This is a genomic window from Streptomyces ficellus, assembly GCF_009739905.1.
Classification (GTDB): Bacteria; Actinomycetota; Actinomycetes; order Streptomycetales; family Streptomycetaceae; genus Streptomyces; species Streptomyces ficellus_A.
This window is the reverse complement of record NZ_CP034279.1, coordinates 4,566,303-4,585,321: the sequence shown is the minus strand read 5'-3', so window position 1 is coordinate 4,585,321 and position 19,019 is coordinate 4,566,303. Positions and strand designations below refer to the sequence as shown.

The following is a 19,019-nucleotide window of genomic DNA, read 5'->3' as shown; positions in this document are numbered from 1 at the left end:
ACGTGGCAACTCTGGCACATCTTCGGCGCCGGGCGACGCGAGGGTCCGCGAAGCACACATCCGCCCCGGACATCCCGTGACCTGCGAGATGAACCGGTTTGGCATGCCATCGGCGGCACGCGCGGATTGCCACTTCTCGGCGACATCGGCAACCTTGTACGACTTGTCCCGGCGGCCTTCCGGTTCCGGGCGCCGGGTACGGGCGCGGCGCGCCTTTGCGCGCGCTCACACGTTTGGGGGCGCCCCCTCGATCGGGCGGCCGGCCACTCCCGGGCGGGTCTGCCGGGGCAGCGGGCCGCCGGGTGGCCGGTAGTCGACGCCGAGGGCGTCGAGGCGCCGGTAGTGGGCCGTCATCCGGCGCTCGAAGTCCGCGAAGTCCCGCGCGGCGGGGTCGGCCGGGAGCCGGGTGGACCAGGCGACCTCGGCGAACGCGGCGAGGCGCGGGAAGACCTGGTAGTCGACGCGGGAACGGGAGTCCATGACCTCGGTCCAGACGTTCGCCTGGGTTCCGACGACGTGCGCGGCGGCGTCCGGGGCGAGCCCCGGCGGTACGGGTTCGAAGCGGTAGACGTCCTCCAGGGTGCGGACGTAGCCGATGGGGACCGGCTCGGCGGGGCCGCCGTCCTGCCGGTGGTCGAGGTAGACGTGCTGTTCGGGGCACATGACGACGTCGTGGCCCGCCTCGGCGGCGGCGATCCCGCCGGCGTATCCGCGCCACGAGGACACGACGGCGCCCGGCGGGAGGTCCGCCGCCGTCCCGCCCTCCAGGATCTCGTCCCACCCGATCAGGCGGCGGCCCCGGTCCGCGAGCCACCGGCCGAAGTGCCGGACGAACCACGCCTGGAGCCCGTCCTCGTCGGCGAGGCCCAGCTCCCGGATGCGCGCCTGGGCGGCCGGTGAGGCCCTCCACTGGTCCTTGGGGCACTCGTCGCCGCCGAGGTGGACGAAGGGCGACGTCTGTGCCGGGAACAGGTCGAGGACCTCCTCCAGGACGCCCTCGTAGAAGCGGAGCGTGCCGTCGGTGGGGGCGAGCACGTTCGGGCTGACGCCCCAGGTGTCCCAGACGGTGAGGGTGGTGGTGTCGACGACGTCGGTGTTGCCGAGTTCCGGGTACGCGGCGATGGCGGCCTGCGAGTGGCCGGGGACGTCGATCTCGGGGACGACGCGGATGTGCCGCTCGGCGGCGTAGGCGACGATCTCGCGGATGTCGTCCTGCGTGTAGTGGCCGCCGTGCGGGGTGTCGTCCCACAGCTGGGAGGCCCGGTGTCCCCGCTTGGTGCGCGCCCGCCAGGAGCCGACCTCGGTGAGCCGTGGGTACCGCTTGATCTCGATGCGCCAGCCCTGGTCGTCGGTGAGGTGCAGGTGCAGGACGTTGAGCTGGTGGGCGGCCATGAGGTCGAGGTAGCGCAGGACGTCGTCCTTGGGGAGGAAGTGCCGGGCGACGTCGAGCATGAGGCCGCGCCAGGGGAAGCGGGGCGCGTCCTCGACGACGACGGTGGGGACGCGCCACTCACGGCCGGGCGGTCCGACGGGCGCCCTGCGGTAGGCGTCGGGTCCGAGGAGTTGACGGTACGTCTGGACGGCCCGGAACACTCCGGCGGCGCTGCCGCCCTCGATGCGCTGGGCGTACCCGTCGACGACGATGCGGTAGCCCTCGGGCGGCAGCGCGGGGTCGAGGCCCAGCACGATCCGGCCGTCGGTGTCGTTCCCGTCCGGGAAGGGCAGGCCCGTGGCGGCCCCGATCGTGGCGCGGAACCAGCGGGCGACGCCCTCCGTGCCCGGGCCGGCCTCCAGTCGGGTGTCCGTGTCGAGGACGTCGTACCCGGCGGGCCGTACCCACCGGGAGGCGGACGGGGCGGGGATCAGGTCCATGGGATCCATCGGGTGGTCATCCATCGGGTCGTCAGTCCTTCACCGCGCCGCCGAGCCCGGACACCAGGCGGCGCTGTACGAGTACGAAGAAGACCAGTACCGGGACGGTCATCACCGTCGACGCGGCCATGATGCCGCCCCAGTCGTTCTCGTCCGGCTTGAAGAAGACGAGCAGGGCCATGGGGAGGGTCGACTGGGAGGTGTCGCTGATGATGAACGACTTGGCGAACAGGAAGTCGTTCCAGGTCGAGATGAACGAGAAGACGCTGGTGGCGACGAGGCCGGGGAAGACCAGCGGGAAGAGGATCTGCCACAGGAAGCGGCTCCGGCTCGCGCCGTCGAGGTACGCGGCCTCCTCCAGCGCCTCGGGGACGGCCCTGACGAAGCCGCGCAGCATCCAGATGGCGAACGGCAGGGAGAACGCGAGGTGCGGCAGGATCAGCGAGCCCAGCGTGTTGAGTTGCCCGAGGTCCCGCATGAGGAAGAACAGCGGGATGGTCAGCGCCTCGATCGGGACCATCTGGGCGACCAGGAACATCACCAGCAGCGTGGTGCGGAACCGGAAGCGGAACCGTGTGACGGCCGTGGCCGCGAGGAAGGCGATGAGGGCCGAGGCCAGCACGACGGCCCCCGCGACCAGCAGGCTGTTGAGGAAGTAGCGCCCGAAGTCCTGCTGTTCGAAGACGCGGCGGAAGGAGTCCAGGGACGGGGACAGGGTCCAGGGGCGGGCGTCGGTGGACTGGACCTCGCCGGCCGGTTTCAGGGCGGAGAGGACCATCCAGTACAGCGGGAAGGCGACGACGGCCGCGACGGTGAGGGCGGTGGCCTCGGCGGCGAGCCGCCAGGGGCGGCGCACCCGGAGCGTACGGTTCACAGTTCTTCTCCCTGGCGTCGCAGCAGGCGGAGGTACACCAGCGTGACCGCGAGCAGGATCAGCAGCATGACGACGCCGATCGCCGAGCCCAGGCTGTACTCGGAGGACGCGAAGGCCTTCTGGTAGGCGTACACGTTCAGCACGAGGTTCTGGCCGGCGATGCCGCCGCCGTTCGTCATCACGTAGATCTGGGTGAAGACCTTGAAGTCCCAGATGATCGACTGGATGGTGACGACGACGAGGATCGGCCGCAGCATCGGCGCGGTGACGGAGCGCCAGGTGCGCCAGGTGGACGCGCCGTCGAGGGCGGCGGCCTCCAGGACCTCGGAGGGGATGGCGCGCACGCCCGCGTAGACGGTGACCATCACGAAGGGGAACGAGCACCAGACGACCTCGAACAGGACGAGCGCGAAGGCGCTGTAGCGCCCGTACGTCCAGGAGAAGTCGCCCAGTCCGAACAGCTTGTTGACGGGCCCGGAGTCCGGGTCGAAGAGGAACACCCAGACGGTGGACCCGGTGACGGCGGGCGTCGCCCACGCGCCGAGCGCGGCCAGCATGAGCGCCAGGCGCGGCACGGCCCGTACGCGGGTGAGGAGCACCGCGAGGGCGCACCCGACGGCCAGGGTGGCGATGACGCACGCGGCGGCGAACAGCACCGTGGCGAGCAGGACCTGCCAGAACTGCGGGTCGCGGAAGAGGGCCCGGTAGTTGCCGAGGCCCTGGAAGGAGGTCGGTTCGCCGCCGCTGACCTGGGCCTGGGTGTACTCCAGGAACGAGATGAGGCCGAGCTGGTAGACGGGGTAGACCAGGAGGGCGCCGAGGACGGCGAGCGCGGGGGCGAGGTAGAGCCACGGGGTCCGGCCCCCGTGGGACCGCCGGGGCGGCGCGGGCGCGGGCGCCGGTCCGGTCGCGTCCCGGGTCACGGCCGGCCCGCCGCCGAGGCGAACGCGGCGTCCATCTTCCGCGCCGCGTCGCCGGACGCCGCCGCCACGTCCTTCCGGCCGCTGACGATCTCCTGGAACATCGTGGGCAGCACCTGCGAGGCGTCGATGCCGCCCCAGGCCGGGGAGGCGGGGACGAACTTCGTACCGGCCGCGAGCGTGTCGATGAACGGCTTCACGAACGGCTGCTTCCTCGCCACCTCCGCCCGCACGTCCGGGTACGTGGGCAGGAAGCCCATCGCGTCGAACAGCCGCCGCTGCCCGTCCTTGCCCGCCAGGGACTTCACCAGGTCCACCGCCAGGGTGCGGTGCGAACTGCTCTTCAGTACGCCCACGTTGTTGCCGCCCGCGAACGCCGGTGCGATGGAACCGGCCGTCACGCCGGGCAGCGGGACGACCCCGTAGGCGCCCTTCACCGCACCCGCCTCGACCGCCGCGTGGCTGAAGTCGCCGCCGATCGCCATCGCCGCCCTGCCCGAGGCGAACGCGGTGACCGTCGCGTTGCCGCCCATGGAGGCGCACTTGGCGGCCGGGCAGTTGTCGTCGCCGAAGAGCGAGGTGTACGCGGCGATGCCCCTGCGGGCGGCCGGGCTGTCGATGGCGGAGGTGTACGCGCCGTCCCGCTCGGTCGCGAGGTCGCCGCCGTTCGCCCAGACGAAGGGCAGGGCCCCGTAGGTGTAGGCGCCGCCGACCGCGATGCCGTACAGCTCCGGCTTCGCCTTGCGGATCTTCTTCGCGGTCGCGATCAGTTCGGCCTGGGACCGGGGTGGCGTGAGGCCCAGCTCCCGGAAGACGTCGGTGCGGTAGTACAGCGCCCGTACGCCGACGAAGAGCGGCGCGCCGTACACCTTGCCGTCGACCGTGACGGAGGCGCGGGCGGTGGGGTCGGTGTCCCGGGCCTCGGGCCAGGCGCCGAACTCGGCGGTGATGTCGGCGAGTCCGCCGTCCCTGACGTATCCGGCGGTGTCGGTGTTGCCGTACTCGATGACGTCGGGGGCGCTCGCGGGGTCGTTGAAGGCGGCCTTGACGCGCTGGGCTCGGGTGTCGACGGGGATGTACTCGACCTGGACGCCGGCGCCGGGGTGCCGCTTCTCGAAGGCGGCGACGGCGGCGTCGACCGTCCGCTGCTTGGGCGCGTTGTTGACCTCCTGGAAGAGCCAGACGCGCAGCGTGCCGGTCTTCTCGTCCTCCGTGGCGCCGCCGCCGGAGGTCTGCGGGGCGCACGCGGCCGCGACCGTCACGAGGAGGGCGGCGACGGGGGCGACGAGTCGGGCAGGAAGCTTCATGGCGGGTTCCCCTCCGATGGTGTTGCAGCATGCGCAACGGTCGTTTCGTGCTGCACAACACGCAGGAGGCTAGAGCCGACCCGGGGCGGCCACAAGAGGTCTCAACCACTCCGTGATCAAACGACGGAGGCCCCCGGGGTGCGTACGCGTGTACGCACCCCGGGGGCCTCCGTCCGGCGGGGCCGGACCCTACTTCTTGTCCTTGCCGCCCTTGCCCTTGTCGCCACCGGCGCCCATGGACTCGTAGATCTCCTTGCACATCGGGCAGACCGGGTACTTCTTCGGGTCACGGCCCGGCACCCAGACCTTCCCGCACAGCGCCACCACGGGAGTGCCGTCGAGGGCGCTCGCCATGATCTTGTCCTTCTGGACGTAGTGGGCGTAGCGCTCGTGGTCGCCGTCGCCGTGCGACACCTGCGGCGTCGGCTCTACGAGGGTCCCCGTACCTGCCCCGCGCTCGGGCTCAAGAGTGCTCATGAGCTCCAAGGGTACTCACGTCGGCGCCGTCCCGGGAGCGAGGCCCCACGGCCCGTGGCGCCGTCCGCGCGCCCCCGGCTGTGAAGCGCGTCACCCGCGGCGCCGGCGGCGCGCCGGCCGGGCTCCTGGCCGAAAGTCGCCGCATCACGCCCGTACCGCCCCGGCTCAGTTGAGGGAGGGGTCGTCCGGGTACGTGGCGATCATCGCGAGCTCACTGCGCTGGCGCCGGAGCACCTCGCGCCACAGGCTCTCCGGCCGCGGCGACGAGACGTCCCCCGGCTCGGAGTCGACGACGAACCAGGCGCCCTCGGCGAGCTCGTCCTCCAGCTGCCCGGGCCCCCACCCCGCGTACCCGGCGAAGATCCGCAGGCTGCCCAGCGCCGCGGCCAGCAGCTCCGGCGGCGTCTCCAGGTCCACCAGCCCGATCGCGCCGTACACCCGCCGCCAGCCCAGCGGCCCCTCGTCACCCGGGATCACGGCCAGCCCCAGCGCCGCGTCGAGCGACACGGGACCGCCCTGGAACACCACGCCGGGCTCCCCGGCCAGCGGGGCCCACCCCTCGAGGACGTCACCGACACCGACCGGCGTCGGGCGGTTGAGGACCACGCCGAGGGAACCCTCGTCGTCGTGGTCGAGCAGCAGCACCACCGCGCGGTCGAAGTTCGGGTCCGCCAGCGCGGGGGTGGCCACCAGCAGCCGCCCTGTGAGCGAGGACACCTCCGTCATGCCAGACATGATCCCGCATCCGGGCCGTCCGCGGGCGGTCGGCGGACGACTCACGGCCACCGGCGCCGAGCCGCAGCTCACACGGCCCGGAAAGTCCCTCCTGGCCGAAAGCGGACCGTAACCGTCCGCAAGGAGTGGAGGACGGAGGGTGTTGTGCCGAATTCATTACATCTGACTGGCGTCCTCGGGCTACCAAGAAGGCCACTCCACCCCCTTACCCTTTTCCCTGGCCCCCTGCCCGATCTCCCCCTAGCTCCGCCGGGGGGACCACCGGAACGCGAGATTCATGACCGGCACAGACGATGTACTGCTTGTCCACGGCGGAACCCCGCTGGAGGGCGAGATCCGCGTCCGCGGCGCGAAGAACCTCGTGCCCAAGGCCATGGTCGCCGCCCTGCTCGGCAGCGAGCCGAGCCGACTGCGCAATGTGCCCGACATCCGTGACGTCCGCGTCGTGCGCGGACTGCTCCAGCTGCACGGTGTGACCGTCCGGCCCGGCGAGGAGCCGGGCGAGCTGGTCCTGGACCCGACGCACGTCGAGTCCGCCAACGTCGCCGACATCGACGCCCACGCGGGCTCGTCGCGCATCCCGATCCTGTTCTGCGGTCCGCTGCTGCACCGCCTCGGCCACGCCTTCATCCCGGGCCTGGGCGGCTGCGACATCGGCGGCCGGCCGATCGACTTCCACTTCGACGTGCTGCGCCAGTTCGGCGCGACGATCGAGAAGCGCGCGGACGGCCAGTACCTGGAGGCCCCGCAGCGGCTGCGCGGCACGAAGATCCGGCTGCCGTACCCCTCGGTCGGCTCGACGGAGCAGGTGCTGCTGACGGCCGTGCTGGCGGAGGGCGTCACGGAGCTGTCGAACGCGGCGGTGGAGCCGGAGATCGAGGACCTGATCTGCGTCCTGCAGAAGATGGGCGCGATCATCTCCATGGACACCGACCGGACGATCCGGATCACCGGTGTCGACAAGCTCGGCGGCTACACCCACCGCGCCCTCCCGGACCGCCTGGAGGCGGCCTCCTGGGCGAGCGCGGCGCTGGCGACCGAAGGCAACATCTACGTGCGCGGCGCGCAGCAGCGTTCGATGATGACGTTCCTCAACACCTTCCGGAAGGTGGGTGGCGCCTTCGAGATCGACGACGAGGGCATCCGCTTCTGGCACCCGGGCGGCGCGCTCAACGCGATCGCCCTGGAGACGGACGTGCACCCCGGTTTCCAGACCGACTGGCAGCAGCCGCTGGTGGTGGCCCTGACGCAGGCCGCGGGCCTGTCCATCGTCCACGAGACGGTGTACGAGTCGCGGCTCGGCTTCACCTCCGCGCTCAACCAGATGGGTGCGCACATCCAGCTGTACCGGGAGTGCCTGGGCGGCTCGGACTGCCGTTTCGGCCAGCGCAACTTCCTGCACTCGGCGGTCGTGTCCGGCCCGACGAAGCTGCAGGGCGCGGACCTGGTCATCCCCGACCTCCGCGGCGGTTTCTCGTACCTGATCGCCGCCCTGGCGGCGCAGGGCACGTCGCGCGTGCACGGCATCGACCTGATCAACCGCGGCTACGAGAACTTCATGGAGAAGCTCGTGGAGCTCGGCGCCAAGGTCGAACTGCCGGGCAGCGCGATCGTCTGACGCCCCGTAGCCCCTCCGGCGGCCCCTCGCTCCACGCGGGGGGCCGCCGGCCGTCTCCGGGCCCGTACAGGGCGCTCGCGGGCCGGTCCCGGGCCGCCCGGGGGCCCCAGGGGCGGCGGCGGGCCGCGTACGGGCCCGCAGCCGCCCGTACGGCGGCGCACGGCCGCTGGACGCGACAGGGCGGTCACCCCACCTGGGGTGACCGCCCTGTCGGCGCCTTGAGGACTTACTTGCCCTTGGCGGCTTCCTTGAGCTTGGAGCCCGCGGAGACCTTCACGCTGTAGCCGGCCGGGATGTTGATCGGGTCGCCGGTCTGCGGGTTACGAGCGGTGCGAGCGGCACGGTGGGTGCGCTCGAAGGTCAGGAAGCCGGGGATGGTGACCTTCTCGTCGCCCTTGGCGACGACCTCGCCGACGGTCTCGGCGAGCGCGGCCAGCACGGCGTCGGCGTCCTTGCGGGTCACCTCGGCGCGGTCGGCCAGGGCGGCCACCAGCTCACTGCGGTTCATGTTGTACTCCCGTGTTCTTCTTGCTGTTGAGGCGTGCCACGCGGCGCGGAGCCGCATATTGGGCACAGCGAAGCCGATGCTGCCAGGGCCCTCGGACAGTCCCCGGACCCGGGTCTGCTGTCAGACCCTCGCGCCCGAATACGCATCCTGCCCCCACCAGCGGCGGGAAAGCCAATCCGGCACCCTCCGGAGTCACACGAAAAGCGCCACAGCCCCGCCGTGGTGACGTTGAGTCGACTGGGCCGGGACTCCCCGGAGCCGAACCGCCACCCTAAAGGCGGGTTTACGGCTCCGGGACCCGCGACGCGCCGGAGATCAGGCGGACGTGGGCGCTGTCACACCGGCGCCCGCGGCCTTGGCGGCGTCCCGCACCGCGCCCGCGACGGCGCCCGCGACCTTGTCGTTGAAGACCGACGGGATGATGTAGTTCGGGTTCAGCTCGTCCTCGGTGACGACGTCCGCGAGGGCGCTGGCCGCCGCCAGCATCATCTCCGTGTTGACGGTGCGGGACTGCGCGTCGAGCAGGCCGCGGAAGACGCCCGGGAAGACCAGCACGTTGTTGATCTGGTTGGGGAAGTCGGATCGTCCGGTGGCCACAACTGCCGCCGTCTGGCGGGCGATTGCCGGCTCGACCTCGGGGTCGGGGTTCGCGAGCGCGAACACGATCGCGCCCTCCGCCATGGCCGCGACGTCCTCGCCGGAGAGCACGTTCGGGGCGGAGACGCCGATGAAGACGTCGGCGTCCCGGACGGCCTCCTTGAGGGTGCCGGTGACGCCCTCCGGGTTGGTGTTGTCGGCGATCCAGCGCAGCGGCGACCCGGGGTCGGCGGAGACCAGGTCCTCGCGGCCCGCGTGGACGACGCCGTGGATGTCGGCGACCACGGCGTGCTTGACGCCCGCGGCGATGAGGAGCTTGAGGATGGCCGTACCGGCGGCTCCCGCGCCGGACATGACGACCCGTACGTCTCCGACGGCCTTGCCCACCACGCGGAGCGCGTTGGTCAGGGCGGCCAGGACGACGATCGCGGTGCCGTGCTGGTCGTCGTGGAAGACCGGGATGTCGAGGGCCTCGCGCAGCCGTGCCTCGATCTCGAAGCAGCGGGGCGCGGAGATGTCCTCCAGGTTGATGCCGGCGAAGCCGGGGGCGATCGCCTTGACGATCTCGACGATGGCGTCGGTGTCCTGGGTGTCCAGGCAGATCGGCCAGGCGTCGATGCCGGCGAACCGCTTGAACAGGGCGGCCTTGCCCTCCATGACGGGCAGCGCGGCCTTGGGGCCGATGTTGCCGAGGCCCAGGACGGCGGAGCCGTCCGTCACGACTGCGACGGAGTTGCGCTTGATGGTGAGGCGGCGGGCGTCCTCGGGGTTCTCGGCGATGGCCATGCAGACCCGCGCCACGCCGGGCGTGTAGACCATGGACAGGTCGTCACGGTTGCGGATGGGGTGCTTGGACGCCATCTCGATCTTGCCGCCGAGGTGCATCAGGAACGTACGGTCGGAGACCTTGCCCAGGGTGACACCCTCGATGCCGCGCAGTTTGCCGACGATCTCGTCGGCGTGCGCGGTGGAGCTGGCGGCGATGGTGACGTCGATCCGCAGCTTCTCGTGACCGGAGGCGGTCACGTCGAGACCGGTGACCGAGCCGCCGGAGGATTCCACAGCCGTGGTGAGCTGGGAGACCGCGGTTCCGCTCGCGGGCACCTCCAGCCTGACCGTCATCGAGTACGAGACGCTGGGCGCCGTTGCCATGGCCGTGTTCCTCTGCTTTCCCTGGTTCGTTGCCGCTCGCGCCCGGCGGGTGGCCGGGGCGGAGCCCTCCGATGGTCGCACCTACCTGCGAGTAGCAGGTAATAGCGGTCGTTTCGGTCGCACAGTTTTCGGAAACTGTTTTCCACCATGCGAGAGAGCCCACCATACGAGAGAGCGGGGGCTCGGCGGAAGCCCCAACGGACAAACGACAGCAGGCCCGCGCCATCGGACGATGACACGGACCTGCTGTGTAGGGCTTGAGTGGCACCGACCCGCCATGCTCGCCTCGCGGCAAGTGGTCGCTCGTAGCGACGAAGGTTGGGCCCGGGGGCTTGGATCGGGCCGGTGCCACACCCAGGCTAACAAAGAGCCCCGGTAAGTGATTCCCCCCTCGCCGATCCGTTCCCCGATCAGTCCCGGAGCAGGTCCGGGACGCCCTGCGCGTCCGGATCGTCACGGCGGCCCGACACCACCGTCAGCGCCTGCGTCGCACGGGTGAGGGCCACGTACAGCACCCGCAGGCCGGCCGGGGACTCGTCGGCGATCTCGGCCGGGGAGACCACGACCGTCGCGTCGTACTCCAGCCCCTTCGCCTCCAGGCTGCCCAGGGCCACCACCCGGTCGCCCAGGTCCGACAGCCGGCGCGCCGCCTGCTCGCGCCGGTTCATCGCGACGACCACGCCGACCGTGCCGTCCACCCGGTCGAGCAGGCGCCGCACCTCCTCCCGTACGACCTCGAACAGGTCCTTCTCGCCGACGGCCGTGAAGCGCGGCTCCACGCCCGTGGAGCGGACCGCCCGGGGCGCCTCCATGCCGGGCATGGCCAGGGCCAGCACCTTGGCGGCGAGTTCGGCGATCTCGGCCGGGTTGCGGTAGTTCACCGTCAGCTCGAAGCGCCGGCGCGGCCGGGTGCCCAGCGCCTCGTCCCGCGCCTCGGCCGCCTCGTCCGGCACCGACCAGGACGACTGGGCCGGGTCGCCCACCACCGTCCAGGTGGCGTGCCGCCCGCGCCGGCCGACCATCCGCCACTGCATGGGCGTCAGGTCCTGCGCCTCGTCGACGATGACGTGGGCGTACTCGGTGCGCTCCTGCGCCAGCCGCTCCGCCCGCTCGCGCTGCGACTCCTCCCGTACCGGCATCAGCTCCTCCAGCCCGGTCAGCTGGTCCAGCGGGTCGAGCTCCCGCTTCCGGCGCGGGCGCGCCGGGGCGCCGAGGAGGGTCTGGAGCTCGTCCAGCAGGGCCACGTCGTGCACGGACAGCTCCTCGCGCCGCAGCGAGCGGGCCAGCCGCCGCACCTCGCCCGGGTTGAGCACCCGGCGCGCCCAGCGGCCCAGCCGCTTCTCGTCGGCCATGGCGGTGAGCACCTGGCGCGGCGTGAGCTCGGGCCACCAGGCGTTCAGGAACTCGATGAAGCTGTCCTCGGTGGTGACGTCCTCGTCGAAGGAGGAGCGCAGCTCGGCGGCCAGCTCCGGGTCGCCGGGGTGGCGGGAGGCCGCGCCGGACTTGGCGTACAGGGCGTCCAGCAGCAGTTTGCGCGCCCTCGGGCGCAGCAGGTTGACCGGCGCCGTGCCGCCGAGTGCGGCGTTGCGGACCCGGGCCAGCTCCTGGCCCTCCAGCTCCAGGCGCCGCCCGAAGGCCACCACCCGCAGCCGCTCGGGCGTGTCCCGGCCCTCCAGCGCGCCCCGCACCGCCTTGCGCAGCACCTTCAGCATCCGGGAGGAGCCCTTGACACGGGCCACCGCCGGCTCGTCGTACGCCGTGGCCTCCGCCCCGTCGACGAGGCTGCCGACCGCGCGGATCGCGACCTGGCCCTCCTCGCCCAGGGACGGCAGGACGCCCTCGGTGTAGGCGACGAGCAGCGGGGTCGGCGAGACGATCAGGATCCCGCCCGCGTATCTGCGCCGGTCCTGGTAGAGCAGGTAGGCGGCGCGGTGCAGCGCGACGGCGGTCTTCCCGGTGCCGGGGCCGCCCTCGACGTACGTCACGGAGGCGGCGGGCGCGCGGATGACCAGGTCCTGCTCGGCCTGGATGGAGGAGACGATGTCGCGCATGCTGTGGCTGCGCGCCTGCCCGAGCGCGGCCATCAGGGCGCCGTCGCCGATCACGGCCAGGTCCTCGCCGCCTAGCCGGACGGTCAGCTCGGGGCGCATCAGGTCGTCCTCGACGCCCAGCACCTTGCGGCCGCGGGAGCGGATGACCCGGCGGCGCACCACCCGGCCGGGCTCGACCGGCGTGGAGCGGTAGAACGGCGCGGCGGCCGGGGCGCGCCAGTCGATGACGAGCGGCGCGTAGTCGGAGTCGAGGACGCCGATGCGGCCGATGTGGAGGGTCTCGCCGATGTCGGCCGTGCCGTCCGGCCGTACGGCGTCGTCGGCGGGCTCCACGGAGGTGTACGCGCCGTCGGGGCCCTTCTTGCCGTCCTTGCCGTACAGCAGGTCGATGCGGCCGAAGAGGAAGTCCTCGTACTCGTTGTTGAGCCGGTTGAGGTGGACGCCGGCGCGGAAGACCTGGGCGTCCCGCTCGGCGAGCGCGCCGGGCGTGCCGACCTGGCCGCGCTGGGCGGCGTCGTTCATCAGGAACTCCGCCTCGTGGATCTTCTCCTCGAGGCGGCGGTACACCTGGTCGAGGTGGTCCTGCTCGATACCGATCTCCCGGTCCCAGACCGAGTCCCGGGCCGGCTCCCGGGCGGATGCCGGGATCGGCTCCGGGAGCGGTTCCTGGAGCGTATCGACACCACGGTCGGCTTCCTGCGCGGCCACCGAGGCCCCCTTCTGACGTGCTGGGCAGCCGTCGAGCCTACGCCACGGAAGGGGGAGGTGTCAGGCGGTGGCCGCGGGGACCTCCACCAGGCGCTCCCCGTCGAACGTCCGGACCTCGAAGTGGTCGATGTCCTTCCGGTTCATGGCGGCGCCTCCGTGGACGTACAGCGGGTTCTTGCCCGTCTCGTGCGTGCTGTCCGGGATGCCGTAGCCCCACTTCGGGACGGCCCAGGACGTGACGACCTCCTCCTCGCCGCTCTTGGAGACGGCGATCAGGTTGCACTTGAGCGGCCCCTTGACGTTCTTGAGCTCCAGGACCGTGTGGGTGCCCCAGGCCTTCTTCTCCATGCCGACGGTCGCGCTCACCTTGGTGCCCGCGTCGGTGTGCTGGACCTTCTCCTCCATGTGGTTGAAGAAGGCGTCCTCGGCGGGGCTGGTCGGGTGCGGGTCGATGGCCTGGTTGGTCCGGTTGGCGGGGTCGTCGCCGGAGGTGGCGACGAACGCGGCCGCCGGACCGGCGATGATCAGCGCGGCAGCCGCCGCGACCAGGAATCGGCTGCGGCGGCGGCGCTGGGCTCGTTTCACGGCCACCTCGTCGACGAGGCGGTCGAGCATCGGCGCCGGTGGTCCGCCGCCGCGCGCCCCCGGCCGCTCGGGCATCGGGAGCACGACCGGCCGCGCCGCCGGGCCCGGGGCCTCGGCGAGCATGGCCAGCATCGGCTCCATCCCGGAGAACTCCTCCAGGTGGTGGGCGCACAGGTCGCAGCCCGCCAGATGCGCCTCGAAGGCGGTGGCTTCGGCATCGTCCAGAATGCCGAGCACGTACGCGCCGACTGTGTCGTGCACCGACTCGTTCCCCTGTGGAGCGTGGTGCGACGTCATGCCGAGATCCCCCTCTCCTCGAGCGCGAGCTTCATGGAACGCAGTGCGTAGAAAACCCGGGACCGCACGGTCCCGCTGGGTATGCCGAGGATTTCGGCAGCCTCGTTGACCGTACGCCCCTTGAAATAGGTCTCGACCAAGACTTCCCGGTGAGCCGGGGTCAAATCGTCGAGCGCATCAGAGAGCGTCATCAGCCACAACGCCTTGTCGATCTCGTCCTCCGCGGGCATGACCTCGAGCGGCGACGGATCGACCTCCTGCGGCCGGGCCTGCCGGCTTCGGTGGCCGTCGATGACGATGCGCCGGGCGACCGTCACCAGCCAGGGTCGGACAGAGCCGGTAGCCCGATTGAGCTGACCGGCGTTCTTCCAGGCACGGATGAGCGTCTCCTGTACGACGTCCTCGGCGCGCTGGCGGTCACCGGCGACGAGGCGGAGTACATAGGCGAGCAGGGGCCCGGCATGTTCACGGTAGAGGGCCCGCATCAACTCTTCGTCCGGGACGTCCGGTTGGGTGCGGGCAGGCACCGCTCGATGCCGGGCGCGATGCGTCCCCCGACGGTCATCGGCCACGGCGGCATCCTTGCGCACCTGGAACCTCCCGGTCGAGACCTTGATCTGACTCGTTGTCCCCCATCACTACGTGGGGCGGGTGGGGGTTGTCTCAACGCGCGGAGATTTTTTTCTCAGGAAGTTTCGGAACTAGCCGTGCGTGCGCGCCCGGTGGCGTGCCACGCGCTCCCGGTTGCCGCAGATCTCGCTGGAGCACCAGCGGCGCCGGCGCCCCCGGGATGTGTCGAGATACACACGCCGGCAGCCCTCTCCGGAGCACTGGCGCAGGGCGGCGCGGGTGACGGGGTCGGTGAGCAGGTCGACGGCGTCGCGGGCCACGGCGGCGAGGAGGGCGGCGCAGCCGGGCGGGCCGGCCAGCGCCCGGACGAGCCGGCCCTCCGCACCGGGGACGGCCCGGGGCGCGGGCGGCGGGGCCGCGGCGAGCGCGTTGAGGTGGTCGAGACGGGGGCCCGCGCACCGCTCTCGGCCCGCGAGCTGCTCCCGCACCAAGTGGTCGATGTCCCGCGCGAGTTCGCCGAACCGTTCCGCCCACCGACCGTCGACCCCGTCGAGCGGGGTGCCCGCCGGTACGAGCCCGGCGGTGACCAGCCAGCACGCGAGCCGCCCTGCGTCGGACGGCGGCTCGGCCATCAGGTCCAGGCAGAGCCGCCCGGAGTGGAACCGCCATGCCACCATGCGCCCCAGAGTGCCCGCCCAGGAGCGGCCGCGGAACCCCGCCTGCCGGGGCGGCGGGAGGCGGGTCGGGCCGGGCCCGTCGGGTACGGGCCGGCCACGTACGGGCGGGCCGGGCGCGGCGCGACGTCCGCCGCGTACCGCGTGCCGTCCGCCGCGTGCAGCGCCTGCGGTCACCCGTCCGCGTACTTGGCGTCGGCGCCCGGGTCCAGGGCGAGACGGTAGCCGCGCTTGACGACGGTCTGGATGAGCTTGGGCGCGCCCAGGGCCGAGCGGAGGCGGGCCATCGCGGTCTCCACGGCGTGCTCGTCGCGGCCCGCGCCGGGCAGGGCGCGCAGCAGGTCGGCGCGGGAGACGACCCAGCCGGGGCGGCGGGCCAGAGAGTGGAGCAGGGACATGCCCGCGGGCGGCACGGGCCGCAGGTCGCCGTCGACCAGGACGGCGTGGCCCCGGATCTCGATGCGGCGCCCCGCGACCGGGAGCGTACGGGCCCGCGCGGGCAGCTCCTGGCACAACAGCTGGACCAGCGGGCCGAGCCGGAACCGGGCCGGCTGGACGGTCTCGATGCCGTGCGCCTGGAGCGGCAGGGCGGTGACCGGCCCGACGCAGGCGGCCAGCACGTCGCCGCGCAGCGCGTCGAGCAGTCCGGGCAGCAGGCCCCGGTCCTGGGCGCGGGACAGCAGCGAGGCGCCGGCCGGGGCGCTGGTGAAGGTCACCGCGTCCAGCGACCGGGCGACCGTCGCGTCGATGAGCCGGTCCAGGGGCGCGAGGTCCTCGGGCGGCATCCACCGGTAGACGGGAACGACCACCACCTCGGCGCCCGCCGCCCGCAGGGCCTCCACGAACCCCGGCAGCGGCTCGCCGTGCAGCTGGAGCGCGATGCGGCGCCCCGTCACGTCCTGCCCGAGGAGCCGGTCGAGGACTTCGGCCATGGAGTCGGAGGCGGGCGACCACTCCTCGGTGAGCCCGGCGGCCCGTACCGCGCCCTTGACCTTGGGGCCCCGGGCGAGGACCTGGGCGCCGCGCAGCCGGCTCCGGAGCTCCTCCCCGTACCCCCAGCCGTCGGCCGCCTCCAGCCAGCCGCGGAAGCCGATCGCGGTGGTGGCGACCACGATGTCCGGGGCGTGGCCCACGAGGGCCTTGGTGGCGTGGAGGAGCTCGGTGTCGTCGGCGAGCGGCACGATGCGCAGTGCCGGGGCGTGCTGGACCGCTCCCCCGCGGCGTTCCAGCAGCGCGCCCAGCTCGTCGGCGCGGCGGGCGGCGGTGACGCCGACGGTGAAGCCGGCCAGCGGGCCGTGGGAACCATCCTGTTGCTCGTGCATGACACCAGAGACTCGCAAGGCTCCGTGTCGGTCTCGGTTCGCCGGGGTTTCTCCCCCGTTACGTACGGCGCCGTGGAGTGCCACCTCCGTCACACCTCGGAGTAGCCGAGCCGTCGCCTCGTGGGGACCTCCACCGGGCGGCGAAGGTATACCGCCCAGGTGACGGTCAGACAGGCGGCGTAGAAGAGCAGGAAGGCCACGAAGGCGGCGGTGCCGGTGCCGGCGGTCGCGAAGGACTGGCGGAAGGCCAGGTTGATGGCGAGTCCGCCGATGGCGCCGACCGCGCCGATCAGTCCGATCGCGGCGCCCGAGAGCCGCCTGCCGTACGCCTCGGCCTCCTCGCCCTCGAGCCCGGAGGCGTGGGCCTTGGCGCGGAAGATGGCCGGGATCATCTTGAACGTGGAGCCGTTGCCGAGGCCGCTCAGGACGAACAGGGCGACGAAGCCGGTGAGGAAGACGGCCAGGGACTCGACGAGCGAGGCGTAGAGGACCACGCCGGTCGCGGCGGCCATGGCGGCGAAGGTGCCCAGCGTGATGCGGGCGCCGCCGTGCCGGTCGGCCAGCGAGCCGCCGAGCGGCCGGATCAGGGAGCCGAGCAGCGGGCCGATGAAGGTGAGGGAGGCGGCCTGGAGCGGGGTGCGGCCGAACTGGGTCTGGAGGACGAGGCCGAAGGCGAAGCTGTAGCCGATGAACGAGCCGAAGGTGCCGATGTAGAGGAACGCCATGACCCAGGTGTGGGCGTCCTTGACGGCTTCCCGGACGGCGCCGGTGTCGTTCCGCACGGGTGCCAGGTTGTCCATGTACAGCGCGGCGCACAGGGCGGCGACGACGATCAGCGGGAGGTAGAGGCCGAGGACGAGCCGTGGGTGGGCGGCGCCGGCCGTGCCGATGACGAGCAGGCCCACGAGCTGGACGACGGGGACGCCGATGTTGCCGCCGCCCGCGTTGAGGCCGAGGGCCCAGCCCTTCTTGTGGAGGGGGAAGAAGGCGTTGATGTTGGTCATCGACGAGGCGAAGTTGCCACCGCCGACGCCGGTGAGCGCGGCGACCAGCAGGAAGGTGCCGTACGACGTGCCCGGCTCCATCACGGTGTACGCGGCGCCCGTGGGCAGCAGCAGCAACAGCGCGCTGAACACCGTCCAGTTGCGGCCGCCGAAGCGGGCGACGGCGAAGGTGTACGGCACGCGGATCACGGCGCCGACCACCGTCGCCACGGCGATGAGGGAGAACTTGCCGGCCGGGTCGATGCCGTACTCCGGTCCCATGAACAGGACCATCACGGACCACAGGGACCAGATGGAGAAGCCGATGTGCTCGGAGAGGACGGAGAAGAGCAGGTTGCGCCTGGCGATCCGTTCCCCCTTCTCCCGCCAGAAGGTCTCGTTCTCGGGTTCCCACTGCTCGATCCACCGGCCGCTCACGGCGTACCTCCACTGCTGCTGTCAGGTCCTGACGTAGCCGAAATCCCGTCATGACCGACGCTAGGGAGGATGCGTTTCAGCCCGGTCATGGGACATGACCGGGCTGAAACCTTGCTCTCACCCGCCGGGCGGGCGTGCTGTGAGCACGCGGCTAGCCGCGGGCCTTCTTCTTGGCTCCGTTCGGCCAGAGCCTGGGCTTCCGCTTGGCGGCGACGTCCTCCAGCCAGCCCACGGACATGATCATCAGGCCGATGAGCGGGAAGACCGCGATCAGCATGAGCACGGTGTACGCGCTCTCCAGGGCGCCCGCGTAGGTCGGCCAGACACCCGGGATCTTCCACAGCAGGTCGATGATCGGGATGGTGGCCATGATCAGCAGGTTGTGCCAGAGGTAGATGGTCACGGCCCGGTTGTTGGCCAGGGTGACCACCGTGTCCCAGGCGGCCAGCTTCCCCGGCAGTTCCTTCCAGGACGGCGAGTACTGGAGCAGGATCACGCAGAAGCCGAACGACCAGGTGGCCTGGGCGAGCGGGATGTCGTTGAGGTCCCAGCCGTCCGGGCCGAGGTGCCCGGACGCCCACCACAGCCCGAAGGACATGATCAGCGCGGACACGGAGACCGTGATGTAGCGGGGCACCTTCTGGAACAGGCCCTCGTTGTGCGCGAAGCCCAGCACCCAGCAGGAGCCGTAGCAGGCGAAGTCGGTGATCGCGTTGCCGGTCTCACCGGGGATCTTGATCAGGCCGGAGCCGACGATCGCGGTGAGGCCGAGCGGCGCGAGCAGCGTCACCCACGGCACCTTGCGGAACGCCCACAGCAGCAGCGGCGAGGCGATCACGAACCAGAGGTAGGCGCGGATGTACCAGAGCGGGCCCGCGGCCTGCACCGCCCAGGTGTCCTCCAGCAGCCCGGACTGGCTGCCGCTGTGCCAGGGGTAGGGCGGGGCGCCGATCGGGAAGATGTAGGTGGCCAGCTTGGCGAACCACCACAGGCCTTCTTCCTTCAGCGGCTTCCAGCCGAAGTAGAACATGATCGGTACGACGGTGAGCGAGAACGCCCACATGGGCGGCAGCAGCCGTCGGACACGCCCCCGGATCACGCCCCACGCGGGCCGCGACAGCGAGCGCGCCATCAGTGACCCGGCGAGCGCGAACATCACGCCCATGGACGGGAACAGGACCGTGAGCCAGGCCCAGCCGAAGATGTGATAGACGATCACGCGGAGCAGGGCGATGGCGCGCAGCAGGTCCAGGTAGCGGTCGCGGCCGGGCCGCGAGGCCGCCGGGGCGGGACCGCCCGCCACCTCCGCCTTGTGCCGTGCGCGCGGCACT

General features: G+C 72.0%; 16 protein-coding genes. 1 reads left to right on the top strand and 15 read right to left on the bottom strand.

Annotated features, from left to right (window positions below; genetic code table 11):
- Positions 1 to 225: 225 nt before the first annotated feature.
- From EIZ62_RS20490 to EIZ62_RS20465, 6 genes are all read right to left on the bottom strand, one after another.
- Positions 226 to 1,896 (bottom strand): beta-N-acetylhexosaminidase, encoded by a 1,671-nt coding sequence (locus EIZ62_RS20490; protein WP_244375844.1) that lies wholly within the window; start codon positions 1,894 to 1,896, stop codon positions 226 to 228.
- A gap of 7 nt (positions 1,897 to 1,903) precedes the next feature.
- The gene (locus EIZ62_RS20485; RefSeq protein ID WP_156694091.1) at positions 1,904 to 2,746 is read right to left on the bottom strand and encodes a carbohydrate ABC transporter permease; all 843 of its coding nucleotides are present in this window, start codon (positions 2,744 to 2,746) and stop codon (positions 1,904 to 1,906) included.
- Positions 2,743 to 3,669, bottom strand: a complete 927-nt coding sequence (locus EIZ62_RS20480) for a carbohydrate ABC transporter permease (protein WP_156694090.1) — start codon at positions 3,667 to 3,669, stop codon at positions 2,743 to 2,745. The genes EIZ62_RS20485 and EIZ62_RS20480 overlap by 4 nt, the downstream gene beginning before the upstream one ends.
- Positions 3,666 to 4,973 (bottom strand): extracellular solute-binding protein, encoded by a 1,308-nt coding sequence (locus EIZ62_RS20475; RefSeq protein WP_156694089.1) that lies wholly within the window; start codon positions 4,971 to 4,973, stop codon positions 3,666 to 3,668. Before EIZ62_RS20475 ends, EIZ62_RS20480 begins: the two co-directional genes overlap by 4 nt.
- A gap of 189 nt (positions 4,974 to 5,162) precedes the next feature.
- Positions 5,163 to 5,450 (bottom strand): DUF3039 domain-containing protein, encoded by a 288-nt coding sequence (locus EIZ62_RS20470; RefSeq protein WP_156694088.1) that lies wholly within the window; start codon positions 5,448 to 5,450, stop codon positions 5,163 to 5,165.
- A gap of 165 nt (positions 5,451 to 5,615) precedes the next feature.
- The gene (locus EIZ62_RS20465; RefSeq protein WP_156694087.1) at positions 5,616 to 6,176 is read right to left on the bottom strand and encodes a YqgE/AlgH family protein; all 561 of its coding nucleotides are present in this window, start codon (positions 6,174 to 6,176) and stop codon (positions 5,616 to 5,618) included.
- A gap of 286 nt (positions 6,177 to 6,462) precedes the next feature.
- Between EIZ62_RS20465 and murA the strand changes: the two genes are divergently transcribed.
- A complete protein-coding gene (gene murA / locus EIZ62_RS20460; protein ID WP_126886772.1) occupies positions 6,463 to 7,803 on the top strand; it encodes a UDP-N-acetylglucosamine 1-carboxyvinyltransferase in 1,341 nt (446 codons plus the stop codon).
- Between the two features lie 226 nt (positions 7,804 to 8,029).
- On the opposite strand, the gene EIZ62_RS20455 is transcribed toward murA, so the two are convergent.
- The 9 genes from EIZ62_RS20455 to EIZ62_RS20415 all read right to left on the bottom strand — a co-directional run bounded on the left by EIZ62_RS20455 (position 8,030) and on the right by EIZ62_RS20415 (position 19,018).
- A complete protein-coding gene (locus EIZ62_RS20455) occupies positions 8,030 to 8,311 on the bottom strand; it encodes an HU family DNA-binding protein (RefSeq protein ID WP_017237029.1) in 282 nt (93 codons plus the stop codon).
- A 315-nt stretch (positions 8,312 to 8,626) separates the two neighbouring features.
- Entirely contained in the window at positions 8,627 to 10,060 is a 1,434-nt protein-coding gene (locus tag EIZ62_RS20450) for an NAD-dependent malic enzyme (RefSeq protein ID WP_156694086.1), read from the bottom strand.
- Positions 10,061 to 10,470: 410 nt separating this feature from the next.
- Positions 10,471 to 12,759, bottom strand: coding sequence for a HelD family protein (locus tag EIZ62_RS20445; protein WP_156696515.1), 2,289 nt, complete (start codon positions 12,757 to 12,759; stop codon positions 10,471 to 10,473).
- Between the two features lie 120 nt (positions 12,760 to 12,879).
- A complete protein-coding gene (locus EIZ62_RS20440) occupies positions 12,880 to 13,701 on the bottom strand; it encodes an anti-sigma factor family protein (RefSeq protein ID WP_156694085.1) in 822 nt (273 codons plus the stop codon).
- On the bottom strand, positions 13,698 to 14,291 hold the full coding sequence (locus EIZ62_RS20435) for a sigma-70 family RNA polymerase sigma factor (protein ID WP_064072166.1): 594 nt from the start codon (positions 14,289 to 14,291) through the stop codon (positions 13,698 to 13,700). Before EIZ62_RS20435 ends, EIZ62_RS20440 begins: the two co-directional genes overlap by 4 nt.
- A gap of 111 nt (positions 14,292 to 14,402) precedes the next feature.
- Positions 14,403 to 14,948, bottom strand: coding sequence for a CGNR zinc finger domain-containing protein (locus EIZ62_RS20430; RefSeq protein ID WP_156694084.1), 546 nt, complete (start codon positions 14,946 to 14,948; stop codon positions 14,403 to 14,405).
- Between the two features lie 170 nt (positions 14,949 to 15,118).
- Positions 15,119 to 16,267: a uroporphyrinogen-III synthase gene (locus tag EIZ62_RS20425; RefSeq protein ID WP_156694083.1), complete on the bottom strand. Its 1,149-nt coding sequence runs from the start codon at positions 16,265 to 16,267 to the stop codon at positions 15,119 to 15,121.
- A gap of 89 nt (positions 16,268 to 16,356) precedes the next feature.
- Positions 16,357 to 17,688 carry a nitrate/nitrite transporter gene (locus EIZ62_RS20420; protein WP_156694082.1) on the bottom strand — a complete coding sequence of 444 codons (1,332 nt, stop codon included), beginning with the start codon at positions 17,686 to 17,688 and terminating at the stop codon, positions 16,357 to 16,359.
- Positions 17,689 to 17,839: 151 nt separating this feature from the next.
- Positions 17,840 to 19,018: an acyltransferase family protein gene (locus tag EIZ62_RS20415; RefSeq protein ID WP_156696514.1), complete on the bottom strand. Its 1,179-nt coding sequence runs from the start codon at positions 19,016 to 19,018 to the stop codon at positions 17,840 to 17,842.
- Position 19,019: the final 1 nt, after the last annotated feature.